Annotated in this window: 18 protein-coding genes, 1 tRNA gene and 1 pseudogene; 11 read left to right on the plus strand and 9 right to left on the minus strand. The window is 72.2% G+C overall.

The annotated features are described in order from the left end of the window. Window positions 1–4 precede the first annotated feature (4 nt). Both NAMU_RS22950 and NAMU_RS32000 read left to right on the plus strand, forming a co-directional pair. Entirely contained in the window at window positions 5–679 is a 675-nt protein-coding gene (locus NAMU_RS22950; RefSeq protein ID WP_015749730.1) for an ImmA/IrrE family metallo-endopeptidase, read from the plus strand. After that, window positions 676–1,488: pseudogene (locus NAMU_RS32000) on the plus strand (recombinase family protein); the annotation flags it as partial. The gene NAMU_RS22950 and the pseudogene NAMU_RS32000, both read left to right, overlap by 4 nt. A 324-nt stretch (window positions 1,489–1,812) precedes the next feature. Here NAMU_RS32000 and NAMU_RS22960 read toward each other — a convergent pair. From NAMU_RS22960 to glp, 7 genes are all read right to left on the minus strand, one after another. Next, the gene (locus tag NAMU_RS22960) at window positions 1,813–2,016 is read right to left on the minus strand and encodes a hypothetical protein (protein WP_041369343.1); all 204 of its coding nucleotides are present in this window, start codon (window positions 2,014–2,016) and stop codon (window positions 1,813–1,815) included. Next, window positions 2,017–2,187 (minus strand): hypothetical protein, encoded by a 171-nt coding sequence (locus NAMU_RS30135; RefSeq protein ID WP_169312544.1) that lies wholly within the window; start codon window positions 2,185–2,187, stop codon window positions 2,017–2,019. A 166-nt stretch (window positions 2,188–2,353) separates the two neighbouring features. Continuing rightward, window positions 2,354–2,429 (minus strand) — tRNA-Ala (locus NAMU_RS22970). A gap of 211 nt (window positions 2,430–2,640) precedes the next feature. Then, window positions 2,641–3,474 (minus strand): 2-phosphosulfolactate phosphatase, encoded by an 834-nt coding sequence (locus NAMU_RS22975; protein WP_015749731.1) that lies wholly within the window; start codon window positions 3,472–3,474, stop codon window positions 2,641–2,643. A 25-nt stretch (window positions 3,475–3,499) separates the two neighbouring features. Further along, a complete protein-coding gene (gene sepX / locus NAMU_RS22980; protein WP_015749732.1) occupies window positions 3,500–4,624 on the minus strand; it encodes a divisome protein SepX/GlpR in 1,125 nt (374 codons plus the stop codon). A gap of 169 nt (window positions 4,625–4,793) precedes the next feature. Next, entirely contained in the window at window positions 4,794–5,471 is a 678-nt protein-coding gene (locus NAMU_RS22985) for a GNAT family N-acetyltransferase (protein WP_015749733.1), read from the minus strand. 5 nt (window positions 5,472–5,476) lie between these two features. Beyond that, window positions 5,477–6,700 carry a molybdotransferase-like divisome protein Glp gene (glp, locus tag NAMU_RS22990; protein ID WP_015749734.1) on the minus strand — a complete coding sequence of 408 codons (1,224 nt, stop codon included), beginning with the start codon at window positions 6,698–6,700 and terminating at the stop codon, window positions 5,477–5,479. 108 nt (window positions 6,701–6,808) lie between these two features. Between glp and NAMU_RS22995 the strand changes: the two genes are divergently transcribed. From NAMU_RS22995 to mscL, 5 genes are all read left to right on the plus strand, one after another. After that, window positions 6,809–7,408, plus strand: a complete 600-nt coding sequence (locus tag NAMU_RS22995) for a 5-formyltetrahydrofolate cyclo-ligase (RefSeq protein ID WP_015749735.1) — start codon at window positions 6,809–6,811, stop codon at window positions 7,406–7,408. Window positions 7,409–7,526: 118 nt separating this feature from the next. Beyond that, window positions 7,527–7,886, plus strand: a complete 360-nt coding sequence (locus tag NAMU_RS23000; protein WP_015749736.1) for an FmdB family zinc ribbon protein — start codon at window positions 7,527–7,529, stop codon at window positions 7,884–7,886. A 41-nt stretch (window positions 7,887–7,927) separates the two neighbouring features. Then, window positions 7,928–9,145 carry a PQQ-dependent sugar dehydrogenase gene (locus tag NAMU_RS23005; protein WP_015749737.1) on the plus strand — a complete coding sequence of 406 codons (1,218 nt, stop codon included), beginning with the start codon at window positions 7,928–7,930 and terminating at the stop codon, window positions 9,143–9,145. Window positions 9,146–9,226: 81 nt separating this feature from the next. Beyond that, window positions 9,227–9,886: an SAF domain-containing protein gene (locus tag NAMU_RS23010; RefSeq protein ID WP_015749738.1), complete on the plus strand. Its 660-nt coding sequence runs from the start codon at window positions 9,227–9,229 to the stop codon at window positions 9,884–9,886. A gap of 132 nt (window positions 9,887–10,018) precedes the next feature. Further along, the gene (mscL, locus tag NAMU_RS23015) at window positions 10,019–10,459 is read left to right on the plus strand and encodes a large conductance mechanosensitive channel protein MscL (protein ID WP_015749739.1); all 441 of its coding nucleotides are present in this window, start codon (window positions 10,019–10,021) and stop codon (window positions 10,457–10,459) included. Window positions 10,460–10,514: 55 nt separating this feature from the next. Here mscL and NAMU_RS23020 read toward each other — a convergent pair whose 3' ends face one another. Continuing rightward, a complete protein-coding gene (locus NAMU_RS23020) occupies window positions 10,515–10,727 on the minus strand; it encodes a hypothetical protein (protein WP_015749740.1) in 213 nt (70 codons plus the stop codon). Between the two features lie 70 nt (window positions 10,728–10,797). Between NAMU_RS23020 and NAMU_RS27790 the strand changes: the two genes are divergently transcribed. Then, window positions 10,798–11,196, plus strand: coding sequence for a hypothetical protein (locus tag NAMU_RS27790; protein WP_015749741.1), 399 nt, complete (start codon window positions 10,798–10,800; stop codon window positions 11,194–11,196). Here the strand turns inward: NAMU_RS27790 and NAMU_RS23030 are convergent, their stop codons facing one another. Then, window positions 11,197–11,691, minus strand: a complete 495-nt coding sequence (locus NAMU_RS23030) for a MogA/MoaB family molybdenum cofactor biosynthesis protein (RefSeq protein ID WP_015749742.1) — start codon at window positions 11,689–11,691, stop codon at window positions 11,197–11,199. A gap of 209 nt (window positions 11,692–11,900) precedes the next feature. Between NAMU_RS23030 and NAMU_RS23035 the strand changes: the two genes are divergently transcribed. The 3 genes from NAMU_RS23035 to NAMU_RS23045 all read left to right on the plus strand — a co-directional run bounded on the left by NAMU_RS23035 (window position 11,901) and on the right by NAMU_RS23045 (window position 14,931). Then, window positions 11,901–12,497 (plus strand): BioY family transporter, encoded by a 597-nt coding sequence (locus tag NAMU_RS23035; protein WP_015749743.1) that lies wholly within the window; start codon window positions 11,901–11,903, stop codon window positions 12,495–12,497. 134 nt (window positions 12,498–12,631) lie between these two features. Beyond that, window positions 12,632–13,747 (plus strand): ANL family adenylate-forming protein, encoded by a 1,116-nt coding sequence (locus tag NAMU_RS23040; protein WP_015749744.1) that lies wholly within the window; start codon window positions 12,632–12,634, stop codon window positions 13,745–13,747. Further along, window positions 13,744–14,931: a thiolase family protein gene (locus tag NAMU_RS23045; RefSeq protein WP_015749745.1), complete on the plus strand. Its 1,188-nt coding sequence runs from the start codon at window positions 13,744–13,746 to the stop codon at window positions 14,929–14,931. Before NAMU_RS23040 ends, NAMU_RS23045 begins: the two co-directional genes overlap by 4 nt. Window positions 14,932–14,933: the final 2 nt, after the last annotated feature.

Here is a 14,933-nt window from a genome sequence, read left to right on the forward strand (position 1 = left end):
CAATATGACGAGAGAGAATGAACCCGAAACCATGGTGCCATCGGTACTCACGAGCTTGCGGGCCTTGACACCACAGCGCCCCGCGAGCTTCACGGAAGCCCTACGCGTTGCTGAACAGCAGGCCGCGCGGTTGCTTGGCCGATTCGACATCCGGCAGTGGCCGGTGCCCGAGACAATTCTGCTGGAGCTGCCCCGCATCCAGGTGGAGCAGCGCTTCGACCTGCCGACCAGCGGCTGTAGCTTCTGGGAGAGCGACCGCCGGACGTGGGTCATCCAGGTGAACGGCAACGAGCCCAGCACGCGGCAGCGCTTCACCCTGCTGCACGAGTACAAGCACATCGTGGACCACGGCCGGGTTGAGCTTCTGTACGGCGCCGGACAAGAGGCACTGGTCCGCGCCGAGCACGCCGCCGACTACTTCGCCGGATGCGCCCTTATTCCGCGTGGGCTGCTCAAACGAGCCTGGGGCGAACGGTTGCAACAGGTTGCCGCCCTGGCGGCGGCATTCGATGTGTCGCTGCAGGCAATCAACGTGCGACTTGCCCAGAGCGGCCTCACCGATGTCGCACCGCGGTGTGCTCTTGGCCGCGAACCCGCGTCGAGCCGCCCAGTCAGTTCCCGTCGCTACCAACGTCCTGCCCACCCAGACTTTCCGCACTTGGAGGTTGTTGCAACATGAGTCCGCGCCGCAAGCGCACGATCCCCGAGGATGCCGCCAAGAACGCTGTCTTCTACCTTCGCGTATCCAGCGCGGGTCAAGTCAATACGGACTTCGACCCTGAAGGGATCTCCATACCGGCACAGCGAGTCTCCTGCCAGCGAAAAGCTGACCAGCTGGGATTGAAGGTAGTTGACGAGTACGTCGAGCCTGGCCGAAGCGCCACCGAGATGACAAAACGCGTCCGGTTTCAGGAAATGATGCGGCGTATCAAACGCGAGCGAGATGTTGCCTATGTCATTGTTTACAAGCTGTCCCGAATGAACCGCAACCGGCTTGACGACGCTTTCGTGATGGCCGACCTCCAGTCGTGGGGAACCTCGCTCATTTCGGCCACCGAGAACATCGACGAGTCCCCGGAAGGCCAGCTGATGCACGGCATGTTGGCCGCCTTCAACCAGTACCGATCACAGTCCGACGGTGCCGACATCCGGTACAAGATGGGTGAGAAGATTAAGCGCGGCGGCACCGTCGGTCGTGCTCCCCTCGGTTACCGAAACACCCGTGTTGAGTACGAAGGCCGACAGGTCAACACCGTCGAAGTCGACGAAGTCCGGGCACCGCTCATCAAGATGGCCTGGTCGCTCTACGCCACGGGCGAGTACTCCCTCGAGCGGCTCCAAGCGTCGATGGCTGACCAGGGACTGACTACCCGGTCGACCGCCAACCGGCCGCCGCAGCCAGTCTCGTTGAACAAGCTGCATCAGATGCTGCGAGACCCGTACTACACGGGAGTCGTCACCTATCAGGGCCAGACCTATCCCGGTCGTCACGAAGCGCTCGTCAGTCCGGCGCTCTTCGAACGGGTGCAAGAGGTTCTCGCCTCCCGCTCCCAGAACGGTCTGCGGGACCGCATCCACGCGCACTATCTGAAAGGTGTGCTGTTCTGCGACCGCTGCTACCAGCGCCAGCGCACGAGCCGCTTGATCTACACCGAGGCGACCGGTCACGCAGGCAAGCGGTACTCCTACTTCGTCTGCCGCGGACGCCAGGACGGAGTCTGCGACTTACGGCATCTCCCAGTCTGGCAGGTCGAGCAGTACATCGAACAGCACTACCCGACCGTGCAACTGCCGGACCAGTTCATCGCCGGCCTACGGGTCTGGATCGCCAAAGCGATGGACGACGAACAGCGGACGCTGCGCGAACTCCACGCCAGCGTGAAGCGGCAGCTTGCCAGGCTGGACGCCCAAGAGGAGGGCCTGCTCGATCTGCTCGCAGACCGTGAGTTGGCCACCGACCGCGTTCGAGTCCGCCTCCGCAAGCTGCAGGCGGAGCGTCAAAGCGCCGAAGACCAACTAACCGACAGTGACGACCAGTTGGCTCAAGGCGCAGACATCCTTCGTCGCTACCTGAACCTGCTCGACGAACCAGCGCGGCTGTACCTGCAATCTCCGGACAATGTCCGACGTCTTCTCAACGATGCGTTCTTCGAACGGCTGTACCTCGATGATCTTGGGGTGGGGCACGATGAGCGCACCCGGCCGCTCCTGGACATCCAGCGGGTCGCCGAAGCAACTCCGGAGGAACCAAACCAAAACAGACCCGACGCGGAGGTCGGGTCTTTCGCGGGAACCGTGATCGGCCCACTCGGGGGTTCCATCGACGCGGTCAATGGTTCGAATAGGACGGTCGTGGTGGAGCTGCGGGGAATCGAACCCCGGACCTCTTCGATGCGAACGAAGCGCGCTACCAACTGCGCTACAGCCCCAAGGCCTCGGCGTGAACCAAGGCCGCGACTACTTTAGCAGCGCCGGAGCGCCGTCTGCGCCACGGTCGAACCCGGCCCGGGGCAGCAACGCAGCACACAGCTCCTCAGCCACGCACGCAGCTCCACCAATGTGAATGCCGCTCCTGCCCGACGGGGAGCGGCGATCACATTCGTGGAGCGGTGCGAGTGGGCGGCGCGGGCCGGAAACGGATCAGCTCGAGCCCGCAGCCCGGAAGGACTCCCCGGCCAGCAGCGGCACCCGGCGGGAGGCGTCGATCTCGGCGGCGACGGGGATCTCGTCGCCGTGGCCGTCGTTGGCCAGCTCCAACCCGGACGAGCAGGCGGCCAGGCCCATGGCCAGGTTGCGGCCCACCCCGCGGTAGGCGGAGCGGGCGGCCGCGGCCTCCGGTGACATCGGGCCGGCCCCGGCCACGGCCAGGGCGTCGATGACCAGGCCCGCGCCCCACAGGTCCTCCACGGCCGGACGCAGCGCCTCGCCGGGCCACCACTCCCCCGCGGCGACCACGGCAATCGGTCCACGGACGGCCTTGACCGCCCACTGGGCGCAGGCGGTGGCGTTGCGCAGGCAGGCCCCGATCACCGGCACCCCGGTGCCGGCAAACTGCCGGGCGATGGTGGCGCCGTTGGGTGAGGGCAGCACGAGCCGGGATCCGCGGGTCAACGTGCCGTCGGCCACGGCCCGGCGCACGGACAGCGGCGAGAGGCTGATGCCGGTCTCACCGGCTTCGCGCCGGCCGACGGCCAGCATGGCCCCGCGGCCGGCGGCGAACGCGGCCGCGGAGGCGTCCCGGACGCGGAAGGGATAGACCTCGACGTCGGCGTCGATGGCGACGGACAGGGTCGTGGTGAACGACAGCACGTCGATCACGATCACCGCGGCGGCGCCGGCCGCGATGGCGGCGGCGCCCTGCGGGCCCCACTCGAAGCGAAGAGCGAAACCGTTCTGGCTGGCTGGATCGATCGCCGGCACCGTCTGCTTCTTGGACGCCGCCACGATCACCGTCCCGCGACCCGGGGCGGACACGCCCCGGGCGCCTCGACGGTCGGCCTCACTGACCCGAGGCCCGCCGATACATCACGGGCGGATCGTAGGCCTCGAGATGGTCGAAGGTCGGGTCGTCATCGTCCAGGTCGACGACGGTCCGGCCGGGTCCGGCGGCGGAGCGTCCGGCGCGAGCCGGCGGGCGGCTGCGGCCGTACTCGGGACGGATCTGCCGCGCTCGTTGCAGGCGCTCCATCCGCCGCTGGCGGATCTGCGCCTCGATCTTGACCTGCCGGCGCAGGTAGGCCAAGTACAGGACCAGCAACCCGAGGCTGACCACCGCACCGATCCACAGCCAGCTGGCCAGCAGGATCGCGGTGAGCGTGAAGACGACGGTGGCGGCGGCCAGCACCAGGCTGACCCGACGCCGCTGGCGGTACTTGTAGGCCCGGGTGGCCTCGGCGGCCTCCGGGTCGTACCCGCCGCGGCCGCGACGGCGCGGCGTCGGGCGCAGCGCCTCGTCGTCGACCTCGGTGCGGTGCAGCGGAGCGGACGACGCCGCGGCGTGCTCCGACCATTCCTGCTCGTCGACCTCCGCGGGGATGCGGGGCCCGGCCTGTAGGTCCGGAGGCGGCGGGAAGGCAGTGACCGATTCCGGCTGGGATTCGGCCGGCTCGGGAGCATCGGCCCACAGCGCGGTCTGCACCGGCGCACCCTGGATCGAATCGTCGGGCAGCGGTGCGGTCTGCAGTGCGGTCCGGGTCGACTCCGCCTCGGCGTCCCACGCCGGCTCGCCCTGGTCGAACTCGCCGGCCGGGTCGGCCTCGGGCCGGGACGCGGGGCGGTATCCGGCGTGGGCGGCGGCCCACTCCTCGGCCGCGTCGGCCGGCTGACCCGGATCGGCGGCGCCGACGCTGACCAGGGTGCGCTCGCGACCGGTGGTCGCGGTCTGGGTCACCGGGACCGGTGCGGTCGTCTCCGCCTCGTCACCCGCGGTCGCCGACTTCTCGGTGCCGCTCACCCGCTTGGGCCGACGCTTCAACGTCGCCTGGGCCTGCCGCAGGACGCGGAACCCGTTGCCGCCCGACTGCGCGCGCGGCACCTTGTCGCGCCGCTTGGCGACCATGGGCACCAGCACCACGAGCCAGGCGACCACCAACAGCACCACGATCAGCGACGTGGGGATACTCATCCGGAGGCCCTCCTCCGATCAGCGTCGCACTCGTCACGCGACGACGGAAATGACTCGTCAAGTGCACGCTAGAGCGCCGATTGCGCAGGTCCCGGTAGGGACACACCCTTGGCGGCAGAATCCGGTGACGGATGGGAGCAGTTGACTCTCGTCCCACCCGTCACAGGGGTCAGCGGGGGCCGGGAGCCGATCCGGAACCCGAGGCCCGCCATCGGCCGAGCAGCTGGGGCAGCCCGTCCGGCAGCTCCTCGACGGTCAGCCCGTAGAGCAGGTGGTCCCGCCAGGCCCCGTCGATGTCCAGGTAGCGCAGCAGCTCTCCCTCGACCCGGAATCCGAGGTGCTCGACCACCGCGCGCGAAGACAGGTTCTGCGGCGAGATGGTGGCCTCCACGCGGTGCAAACCGACCGGACCGAAGGCGTGCGCGACGATCATCGCCACCGCCCCGGTGGCCACTCCCTTGCCCTGGAACCGGGAGTCGACCCAGTAGCCGACCCAGGCCGAGCGCAGCGCCCCGCGCTGGATGCCGCCCAGGGTGACCTGCCCGGCGAACGCGCCGTCGACGGTGATCGCGAACGGGACGACCTCGCCGCGCCGGGCCCCCATCCGCAGCAGCGAGCGGTGCGAGTGCCACATCGCCCGGCTGTGCCGCTGCTCCCAGGTCAGTTCGCTGGTCGCGTCCCACCGCTTGATCAGCGCCTCGTCGCGGAGCCGGGCGCGTTGCCAGTCGGCGAAGTCGCGTCGTTGCAGCGGACGGCCGGCGACCTCGCCGCTGATCGTCGCCAGCGGCCCGAGGGTGGCCGGCCAGCCCGGGTGGGTCCCACCGGCCGTGAATCCAGCCGGAGTCATCGCCGTCAGGCCCGTTGCGCCAGGAACGACACCGGAACCTCCTGACCCACGGGGACCGAGGTGGTCTCCTCGTCGACCAGCACCAGGCAGTTGGCCTCGGCCAGCGAGGCCAGCAGGTGGGTGCCGCTGCCACCCAGGATGTGCACCAGGTAATCGTCCTCGTCGTCGCGCATGAGCTGGCCGCGCAGGAACTGGCGGCGACCCATCGGCGAGGTGATCGGCTCCAGGCAGCGGGCCATCACGGTCCGCCGGTAGGGATTGCGCCGGCCGAGCATGATCCGGATCAGCGGCCGGACGATCACCTCAAACACGACCAACGCGGACACCGGGTTGGCCGGCAGCAGGAACGTCGGCACCCGGTCGGTGCCCAACAAGCCGTAGCCCTGCGCTGACCCGGGCTGCATGGCCACCCGGGTCAGGTCCAGGGTGCCCAGGTCGGACAGGGCCTCGACGACGAGTTCGGCGCTGCGACCGCCGGCCGCGCCGGAGATCAGCACCGCCTCGGAGACCAGCAACCGGGCCTCGACCAGCTCGCGCAACCGGCGGGGATCACCCGGCGCGATGCCGACCCGGGTGGCGTCGGCGCCGGCGTCGCGGGCGGCGGCGGCCAGCGCGAACGAGTTGACGTCGTAGACCTGCCCGGGCCCGGGCGTGCGGGCCACGTCCACCAGCTCGTCGCCGATGGAGATGATGGACAGCCGGGGCCGTGGGTGCACCAGCACCTTGTCCCGGCCGACCGCGGCCAGCAGGCCGACCTGGGCGGCTCCGATGAACGCGCCGGAGCGCACGGCCACGTCACCGGGCTGCACGTCCTCACCGGTGCGGCGCACGTAGCTGCCCGACTCGACCGGCTTGATCACCGAGACCCGCGCGCCGCCACCCTGGGTGTGCGAGCGCGGGACGACCGCGTCGGCCAGCGTCGGCAGGGCCGCTCCGGTCGCCACGTAGACGGTCTGGTTGGGCTGCAGCCGGTGCGGGGTGCGGGCGCCGGCCTCGATCTCCCCCACCACCGGCAGCACAACGGGATGACCCTCGGCGGCGATGGCGACGTCGACCGACCGGACCGCGTACCCGTCGACGGCCGCCTGATCGAACGAGGGCAGGGCGGAGGAGGCGACCACCTCTTCCGCGCACAGCAGGCCTTGAGCCTCGGAGATCGCGGTGCGCACCGGAGGGGGCGTGACCGCGATCGCCAGCACCCGCTCGAGCTGTTCGGCCACCGACCTCATCGCGGCGCCACCGACGCAGGACCGACCAGGGAGTTCATGGTCGCCAACGGTAACGCCCCGGGCGACCGCGTTCACGCCCCGACACCGCCGCGGCCTACCGTTCGAGGCATGCTCGCCGGTTCGCAGAACGTCGCCGCCGCCAAACGGGCCCTGCGGCCCAGCCTGCTCGCGGCCCGTCGGGCCCGCCCCGAAGCCGATCGCGAACGGGCCCGCGCGGCGGTCGCCGTGCACCTGACCGACGACCTGACCGGCGCCGGATGTGTCGCCGCCTACCTGCCTTTGCCCAGCGAACCCCTGGGCCGAGATCTGCTGCGCACCCTGGCCGCCCGGACCCGGCTGCTGATCCCCGTGGTCACCGGGGCGGCGCCGCTGGACTGGTGCCTGTTCACCGAGACGACCCGGCCCGGCCAGCTGGGCATCGAGGAACCGGACGGGCCCCGCCTGGGACCGCAGGCCATCGCCGACGCCGACGCCGTCCTGGTCCCGGCCCTGGCGGTCGGCCCGCACGGGCACCGGCTGGGGCGCGGCGGCGGGCACTACGACCGGACCCTCGCCCTGCGCGGGGAGCTGCGCGGCCCGGCCCGGGACCGGCTGATCGCCGTCGTCTACGACGACGAACTCGGCCTCGACGTGCCGCACGACGACCTGGACCGGCCGGTCACGGCGGCCGTCACTCCCTCTCGGGGACTGATCAGCCTGCCCCACTGAGCGAACACCGACCGCCCGCCATTTGCGCACGCCACGGGTTCGGGCGCATCATCGGATCTGGCACTGGGCACTGTCGAGTGCCAAAGAGCATCGTGACGACACCGCGCCCGGAGGACCCGTGCCCACCTATCAATACGCGTGCACCGAGTGCGGCCATCGTTTCGAGGCCGTGCAGGCGTTCACCGACGACTCGCTGACCACCTGCCCGGTGTGCAGCGGCCAGCTGCGCAAGGTGTACGGCTCGGTCGGCGTGGTCTTCAAGGGCAGCGGCTTCTACCGCACCGATTCGCGCAACGGCAAGACCGCCACGGCCCCTCCGGCCAGCGGCGACAAGGCCGACAAGCCGGCCGCCGCCAAGGCGGACAAGCCGGCGGCCAAGTCCGACTCCTCCTCCGGCGGATCGAGCGATTCCGGCAGCTCGAGCAAGCCGGCCGCCAGCACGAGCAGTTCGAGCTCCACGGCCAAGGCCGCCAGCTGAGAGTGCGACCCGCCCCGATCCGCGACCGCTGGCGTCGCCGGATGGGGCTGGTCGCCGGCCTCGCCGTCATCGGCGCGCTGGCCGCCTGTTCAGGGGCCGGCGCACCCCTACCGGCCAGCACCACCATCGGGCTGAGCGCGCCCGCTTCGGCGGCCACCTCGCCGACCGATCCGCCGACTGACCCGTCGGCCGTGCCGTCCACGGTGTTGTCCACCGTGCCCTCCCCCGCCGGCACCGTGCAGGTGAGCACCGTGGCCACCGGCCTGGCCTCACCGTGGGGCCTGGATTTCCTGCCCGACGGGCGAGCCGTGGTCACCAGCCGCGACACCGCCACGATCAGCCTGGTCGACCCCGACGGCACCATCACGCCGGTGGGCACCGTCGACGGGGTGGTGCCCGGTGGCGAGGGCGGGTTGCTCGGGATCGCCGTCTCCCCGGCGTTCAGCACCGACCACCGGCTGTACGTCTACTACACCGCCGCACAGGACAACCGGATCGCCACCGTCGAACTCGTCGACGGGGCAATCGGCAATCAGCAGGTCGGCTTCACCGGCATTCCCAAGGCCGGCATCCACAACGGCGGCCGGATCGTCTTCGGCCCGGACGGGCTGCTCTACGTCGGCACCGGGGACGCCGGGGACCGGCCCCAGGCCCAGGACCCGGACGCGCTCGGCGGCAAAATCCTGCGCCTGGACTCCCAGCTCCGGCCGGCCGCCGGCAACCCGGACGATCCGGTCCTGGCCGGCGGCGCCGGCTACAGCCTGGGCCATCGCAACGTGCAGGGCCTGGCCTTCGACGACCGGGGCCGGCTCTGGGCCGCCGAGTTCGGCCAGAACACCTGGGACGAGTTGAACCTGGTCCAAGCCGGCGACAACGACGGCTGGCCGGTCGTCGAAGGAATCGGCGACAACCCCGACGGCGTCAATCCCGAATTCGTCAACCCGCAGCGGCAGTGGTCGACCGCGGACGCCTCCCCCAGCGGCATCGCCTTCTGGCAGGGCTCCATCTGGATGGCCGGCCTGCGCGGGCAGCAGCTGTGGCAGATCCCGCTGACCGAGTCCGGGGCGGAATCGACCGGGGAGTCGAACGGGGAGCTGACCGGGGAGCCGGTCGGCCATCTCAACGGCGTCTACGGCCGGCTGCGGACCGTGGTCGCCGCGCCCGACGGCAGCCTGTGGCTGATCACCTCGAACACCGACGGTCGCGGCGACGTCCGGGACGGCGACGACCGCATCCTGCGCCTGCAGCCGGCCGCCTGACCGGGAGTTGTCCACAAGGTTTGTCCACAGCAATCCGGACGGGCCGACCATGCTGCCCGGGCGCGGCCTACCGTCGCGACGATGAGCACGCGCCTGCACCGACGCCCCGGGCCAGACCTGCGGCCGACCCCGCTCGACCGGGTACGGCAGCGGTGGGCCGACCGGCGGCGGGGCGGCCGGTGGCCGCGGAATCTGCGCCGCCTGCTGGCGGCGGCCCTGGTGCTGACCGCGGCCGCGTTGCTGCTCCTGCCGACCCCGCCGGTTGCGGGCACCCCGGTGCTGGTGCTCACCCGGGACCTGCCGATCGGCGCCGTCCTGCTGGCCACGGACGTGACGACCACCGCGGTGCTGCGGCCTCCGGACGGCGCGCTGACCGACCCCGGCCCGGTCGCCGGCCGGGTGCTGTCCGGTGCGGCCCGCCGCGGTGAGGTGCTCACCGATGTGCGTCTGGTCGATCCGATCGGACCGGCCCCCGGCCCGGGGCGGGTGGCGGTGCCCATCCGCCCGGCCGACGCCACGGTCATCGACCTGCTCCGACCGGGGATGCACGTCGCCGTGGTCGCGGTCGACGACGCCGGCGGCGCCACCGCCCTGGTGGCGGACGCCGTCGTGCTGCTGGTCGGCGACGCGACCGCCCGCCGCGACGAGCAGGCGCCGGTCGTCCTCGCGGTCCCGCAGGATTCGGCCGATCAGGTGGTCGCGGCTGCCCTGACCGGGACCCTGGCCCTGCGCTTCATCTGATCGACCCACGCGGACGGTACTGTCGCTGCGTCATCTCGGGGGGCGCGATGTCGGGTCGTCCCCGGTCAGGTCCGGCGTGCGGACCACGCCGACCTGACTTACCCGCGGGGTGCCAGCTCCTGAGGAGGGGACATGATCAAAGGATTCAAGGACTTCATCCTGCGCGGAAACGTCATCGACCTGGCCGTCGCGGTCGTCATCGGCGCGGCCTTCACCGCCCTGGTGACCGCCTTCACCGCGAACCTCATCCAGCCGGTGCTCAACGCGTTCGGCGGCGTGGAGACCGGCTCCATCGGGTTTTACATCAACCCCAGCAAGCCCGAGTCGTACGTCAACATCAGCGCCATCCTCAACGCGATCATCACCTTCCTGATCACCGCGCTCGTCGTCTACTTCGTCTTCGTCGCGCCGATGAAGAAGATCCAGGATCTGACCGCCCGCAAGAAGGTCGCGGTCAAGGCCGACCCCACCGAGGTCGAGCTGCTCATGCAGATCCGCGACCTGCTGCAGGGCCTGGAGGGCGCCCCGGTGGCCAAGGCCGACGGGCCGGCGGCCAAGCCGGACGCCGGCTGAGCGTCCGGCGCCCACCGATCAGTTCGGCCGAACAGTTCGGCCGATCAGTTCGCGTTCAGCCGTGGTGCGGCGGCCGGTTCTCCAGGTACCAGTGATCCTGGTCGGCCGGCCGCCCCGACCGGCGTTCGTCGCCCGTCGTCTCGGGCAGCACATCGCCAAAGATCTCATCGAGCCGCCGCCGGCGGCGCGCCTGATCGGCCAGCTCGGACGGGCTCGGGTCACCCTCGCCGGCCGCATGGTCGGGTCCGGTTTCGCCGGGTAAGTTCATCCCGCCAGCATTCCACCGCCGGCGAGGTCGCCGGTCGGCCCCGTCGCCGGCCCACCTCCAGGAGCCACCCGTGGGAATGATCGACAAGGCCAAGGGAACCGCGGACGGGCTCGGCCAGAAGGCCCAGGACGCCGCCGGCGAGGCGATCATCAAGGCGGCGCAGACCGCCGGCCCGGTGTGGGACAGGACCAAGGATCTGGCCGGCGACGCGGTGATCAAGGCCACCCAGGTCGCCGGGCCGGTGCTGAACAAGGCCGGCGAGGTCGCGGCGCCGGTACTGGGCCTGGCCGCGCCGGCCGTGGACAAGGCCAAGGCGGTCGCCGGTGACGTGGCCGGGGCCGCCCTGCAGACCGCGGGCCCGGTGGTGGAGAAGACCAAGGCGGTGGCCGGCACCGCCGGTCAGCTGGTCGGTGGAGTGGTCAGCGAGCTCAAGGACAAGGTGCTCGGCAGCGACAAGCCCGCCGGCTGATCAGACCTCGGGGTCGCTGAGCTGGTCGATGACGTGGATGGCCAGCGGGGTCAGGGTGGCCATCCCGTCCCGGATCGCGGCCCGGGACCCGGCGATGTTGGCCACCAGGGTCGACCCGGAGACCCCGACCAGACCGCGGGAGATGACGGCGTCGGTGACGCCGGCGGCCATCCCGGACCAGCGCAGGGCTTGGGCGATGCCCAGCAGCTCCCGGTCGATGACCTCGCCGGTCACGTCCGGGGTGACGTCCCGGGGCGAGACCCCGGTCCCGCCGACGGTGACGACCAGATCGACCCCGCCGATGACCGCGGTGTTCAACGCGGTCCGGATGGCGACCTCGTCCGAGGGCACGGTGACCGATCCGTCGACGACGAACCCGGCCTCCTGCAACAGCTCGGTGACCAGCGCGCCGGCCCCGCCGTCGTCCTCGCCGTGCAGGGTGTGATCGGTGATGGACACGATCAAGGCACGACCGCTGTGATGGCTGGTGGACACTGCCGGGCCTCCTGGTGATGGCCGCCGGGCACGAAACGAATCGGCGGCGAGGGACTGCAGATCACCCTATCGACCGCCCGGCGCACCGGACGAGCGGGGAGGCCCGGCACCCGCTACCGTCCGATTTGTCGCAACCTCTAAGCTCGACCGCGGCCCCTGACCCACCACCCGGGACCCGACAAGACCCGACATTTGAGAAGGATCGATTCATGGCGAACCGCAAGAGCACGGCGCGAGATCTGGCCCAGATCGCGATCTTCGCCGCACTCATTGCCGCGCTCGGCCTCCCGCCCGCCATCACGGTGGGCGGGATCGGTGTGCCGATCACCCTGCAGACCCTGGGCGTGATGCTGGCCGGCGGCATCCTCGGCGCCCGCAAGGGCTTCCTGAGCGTGCTGGTCTTCCTGGTGCTGGTCTCGGCCGGACTGCCGCTGCTCTCCGGCGGCCGCGGCGGACTGGGGGTCTGGGCCGGGCAGTCGGCCGGTTACCTGGTCGGCTGGCTGGTCGGCGTCGTCGTCATCGGGGCGCTGACCGCCAAGATCCTGCCGCGCTACCCGCTGTGGCAGGGCATCGTGGTCAACATCGTCGGCGGGGTCGTGGTGATCGGCGCCATCGGCATGCTCTGGTGGGGCATCCGCTTCGGCTGGCCGGCCGCGACCGGCGGATTCATCTTCCTGCCCGGTGATGTGCTCAAGGCCGTCGTCGCCGCCGTGGTCGTCAAGCAGGTGCACCGGGCCTACCCCGGGCTGATCCCCGGTGTCGCCACCAACAGCCCCCAGCCGCCGACGCAGAAGGTCGCGCCCTGACCGACCCGGCGCTGGTTCCGGGGCGCACCGACGACGCCCCGGCCATCACCCGCGGCGGCCGCACCTGGACCTACCGGCAGTTCACCGATCTGGTCGAGCGCCGGGCCGGGCAGGCGGCGCCCGGCCCGCTGACGGTGGCCGGCCCGGAGCTGCCCGCTGCGCTGGCCTGCGTCTTCGCCGCGGCCCGGGCCGGTCGGCCGGTGCTGGTCACCGATCCGGACGGGACCGGCCCGGGGCCGGCCGACCTGCCCCCCCAACTGCCCGCCGGCACCTTCCTGGTGGTGATCACCTCCGGCACCTCCGGCCATCCTCGGCCCGTCCTGCGCACCGCCGCGTCGTGGACGAGCTCGTTCGCACCGTTCAGCGCGCTGACCGGCATCGGGCCGCGGGACCGGGTGCTGCTCACCGGCCCGCTGCACGCGACGATGCACCTGTTCGCGGCCGTGCACGCGTTGGCCGTCGGCGCCCACCTCATCGACGATCCGGCGACGGCGACCGCGACCCATCTGGTCCCGTCCCGGATCGGGGCGCTGCTCGACGAGCTCGCCCCGGACGCTCCCCTGCGCACCCTGGTGGTGGCCGGCTCGGCCCTGCCCGACCGGCTGGCCGAGCGGGCCGTCGCCCGCGGCCTGGCCGTCACCGAGTACTACGGCGCGGCCGAGCTGTCCTTCGTCGCCGCGCGCCGGATACCCGGCCCGCTGGGCCCGTTCCCCGGCGCGCAGGTGCAGGTCCGCGACGGCGTGGTGTGGGTGCGCTCGCCGTTCCTGTCCCTGGGCTATCCGCCCGGGGTGGCCGGGCCGTTCCGGCGGGACGAGCAGGGTTTCGCCACCGTCGGCGACCTGGCCGCGCCGGACGGCGACGGCTTGCGCATCCGCGGCCGCGGGGACGCCGCGATCACCACCGGGGGCGCCACCGTCCTGGTCGAGGATGTCGAGGACGCCCTGCTGCAGTTGCCCGGGGTGGCCGCGGTCGCCGTCGTCGGCACCCCGCACCCGCGGCTGGGCCAGCTGGTGACCGCGGTGCTCGAGCCGGCCCCGGGGGGCGACCTGAGTTCGATCCGGACCGCCGCGCAGGCGGTGTTGCGGGCGCAGTCCCGGCCACGGCGCTGGCTGCTGGCCGACCGGCTGCCCCGCACCGGCGGCGGCAAGGTCGCCCGGCACCGGGTGGCCGCGGCGCTCGCCGCGCTCGACCAGGGCGATCCCCCGCCGGCGCGGGCGCCGATCCTGCGGCCGCTACCGTCGTCCCGGTGACGCGCCCCCAGCTCGGCCGTCCGGTGGTGGTCGCCGGGCGCCGCACCCCCATCGGCACCAGCGGGCACGCGTTGGCCGCGGTCGACGTCGTCGGCCTGGCCGCGCCGGTGCTGGCCGCGGTGGCCGGCGCGGTCGCCGCTCTGGGCCGGCCCATCGACGACGTCATCCTGGGCAACTGTTTGGGCCCCGGCGGGGACATCGCCCGCGTCGCCGCGCTGGCCGCCGGCCTGGGCCAGAACGTGCCCGGGGTGACCGTGGACCGCCAGTGCGGCTCCGGCCTGGACGCGGTGCTGCAGGCCGCCGCCCGGGTGCGGGCCGGCGACGCCGAGCTGGTGCTGGCCGGGGGCGCCGAATCGGCCAGCAGCGCGCCGTGGCGATTCTGGCCGCCGTCCGGCCCGGACGGCTCCGACCGCAATGACGGCCCGCGGCGCTACACCCGCGCCCCGTTCGCCCCGTCCGGTTTCCCCGACCCGGACATGGGCCAGGCCGCCGACGCGGTGGCTGCCGAACTGGGCATCGATCGCGCCGAGCAGGATCGGTACGCCGCCCGTTCGCACGCCCTGTCCTTCGCCGCGGTGGCCGCCGGCCGGTTCACCGCCGAGCTCGTGCCGCTGCCCCAGCTGGGCGCCGACCAGCGTCCCCGGCCCGGCCTGGACGAACGCCGGCTGGGCCGGTTGCGGCCCTCGTTCTCTCCGGACGGCACGGCGACCGCCGGCAACTCCTGCGGGGTGTCGGACGGGGCCGCCGCGCTGGCCGTGACCACCGAGGCGGCGGCCCGCGCGGCCGGCCTGCCCTACCTGCGGATCGTGGGCTCGGCGGTGGCGGCCGGGCGTCCCGACCGGCCCGGTCTGGCGCCGGCCCCAGCGGTCCGCCGGCTGCTGGACCGGACCGGGATCGCGGTGGCCGACCTCGCCGCCGTGGAGATCACCGAGGCGTTCGCCTCGGTGGTCCTGGCCACCACTCGGGAGCTCGGGTTGGACGAGAGCCGGGTGTGCGCCGAGGGCGGTGCGATCGGACTGGGTCACCCGTGGGGCGCGTCCGGCACGATCCTGCTGCTGCGGTTGATGTCCCGGCTGCTCGATCCCGCCGCCGCGGGTTCCGCCGGTTCGGGTCTGGGCCTGGCCACGTGTGCGATCGGTGGCGGTCAGGGTCTGGCCATGGTCCTCGCCCATCCGGAGGCCTGAGC

Source organism: Nakamurella multipartita DSM 44233, from assembly GCF_000024365.1.
GTDB classification, from domain to species: Bacteria; Actinomycetota; Actinomycetes; order Mycobacteriales; family Nakamurellaceae; genus Nakamurella; species Nakamurella multipartita.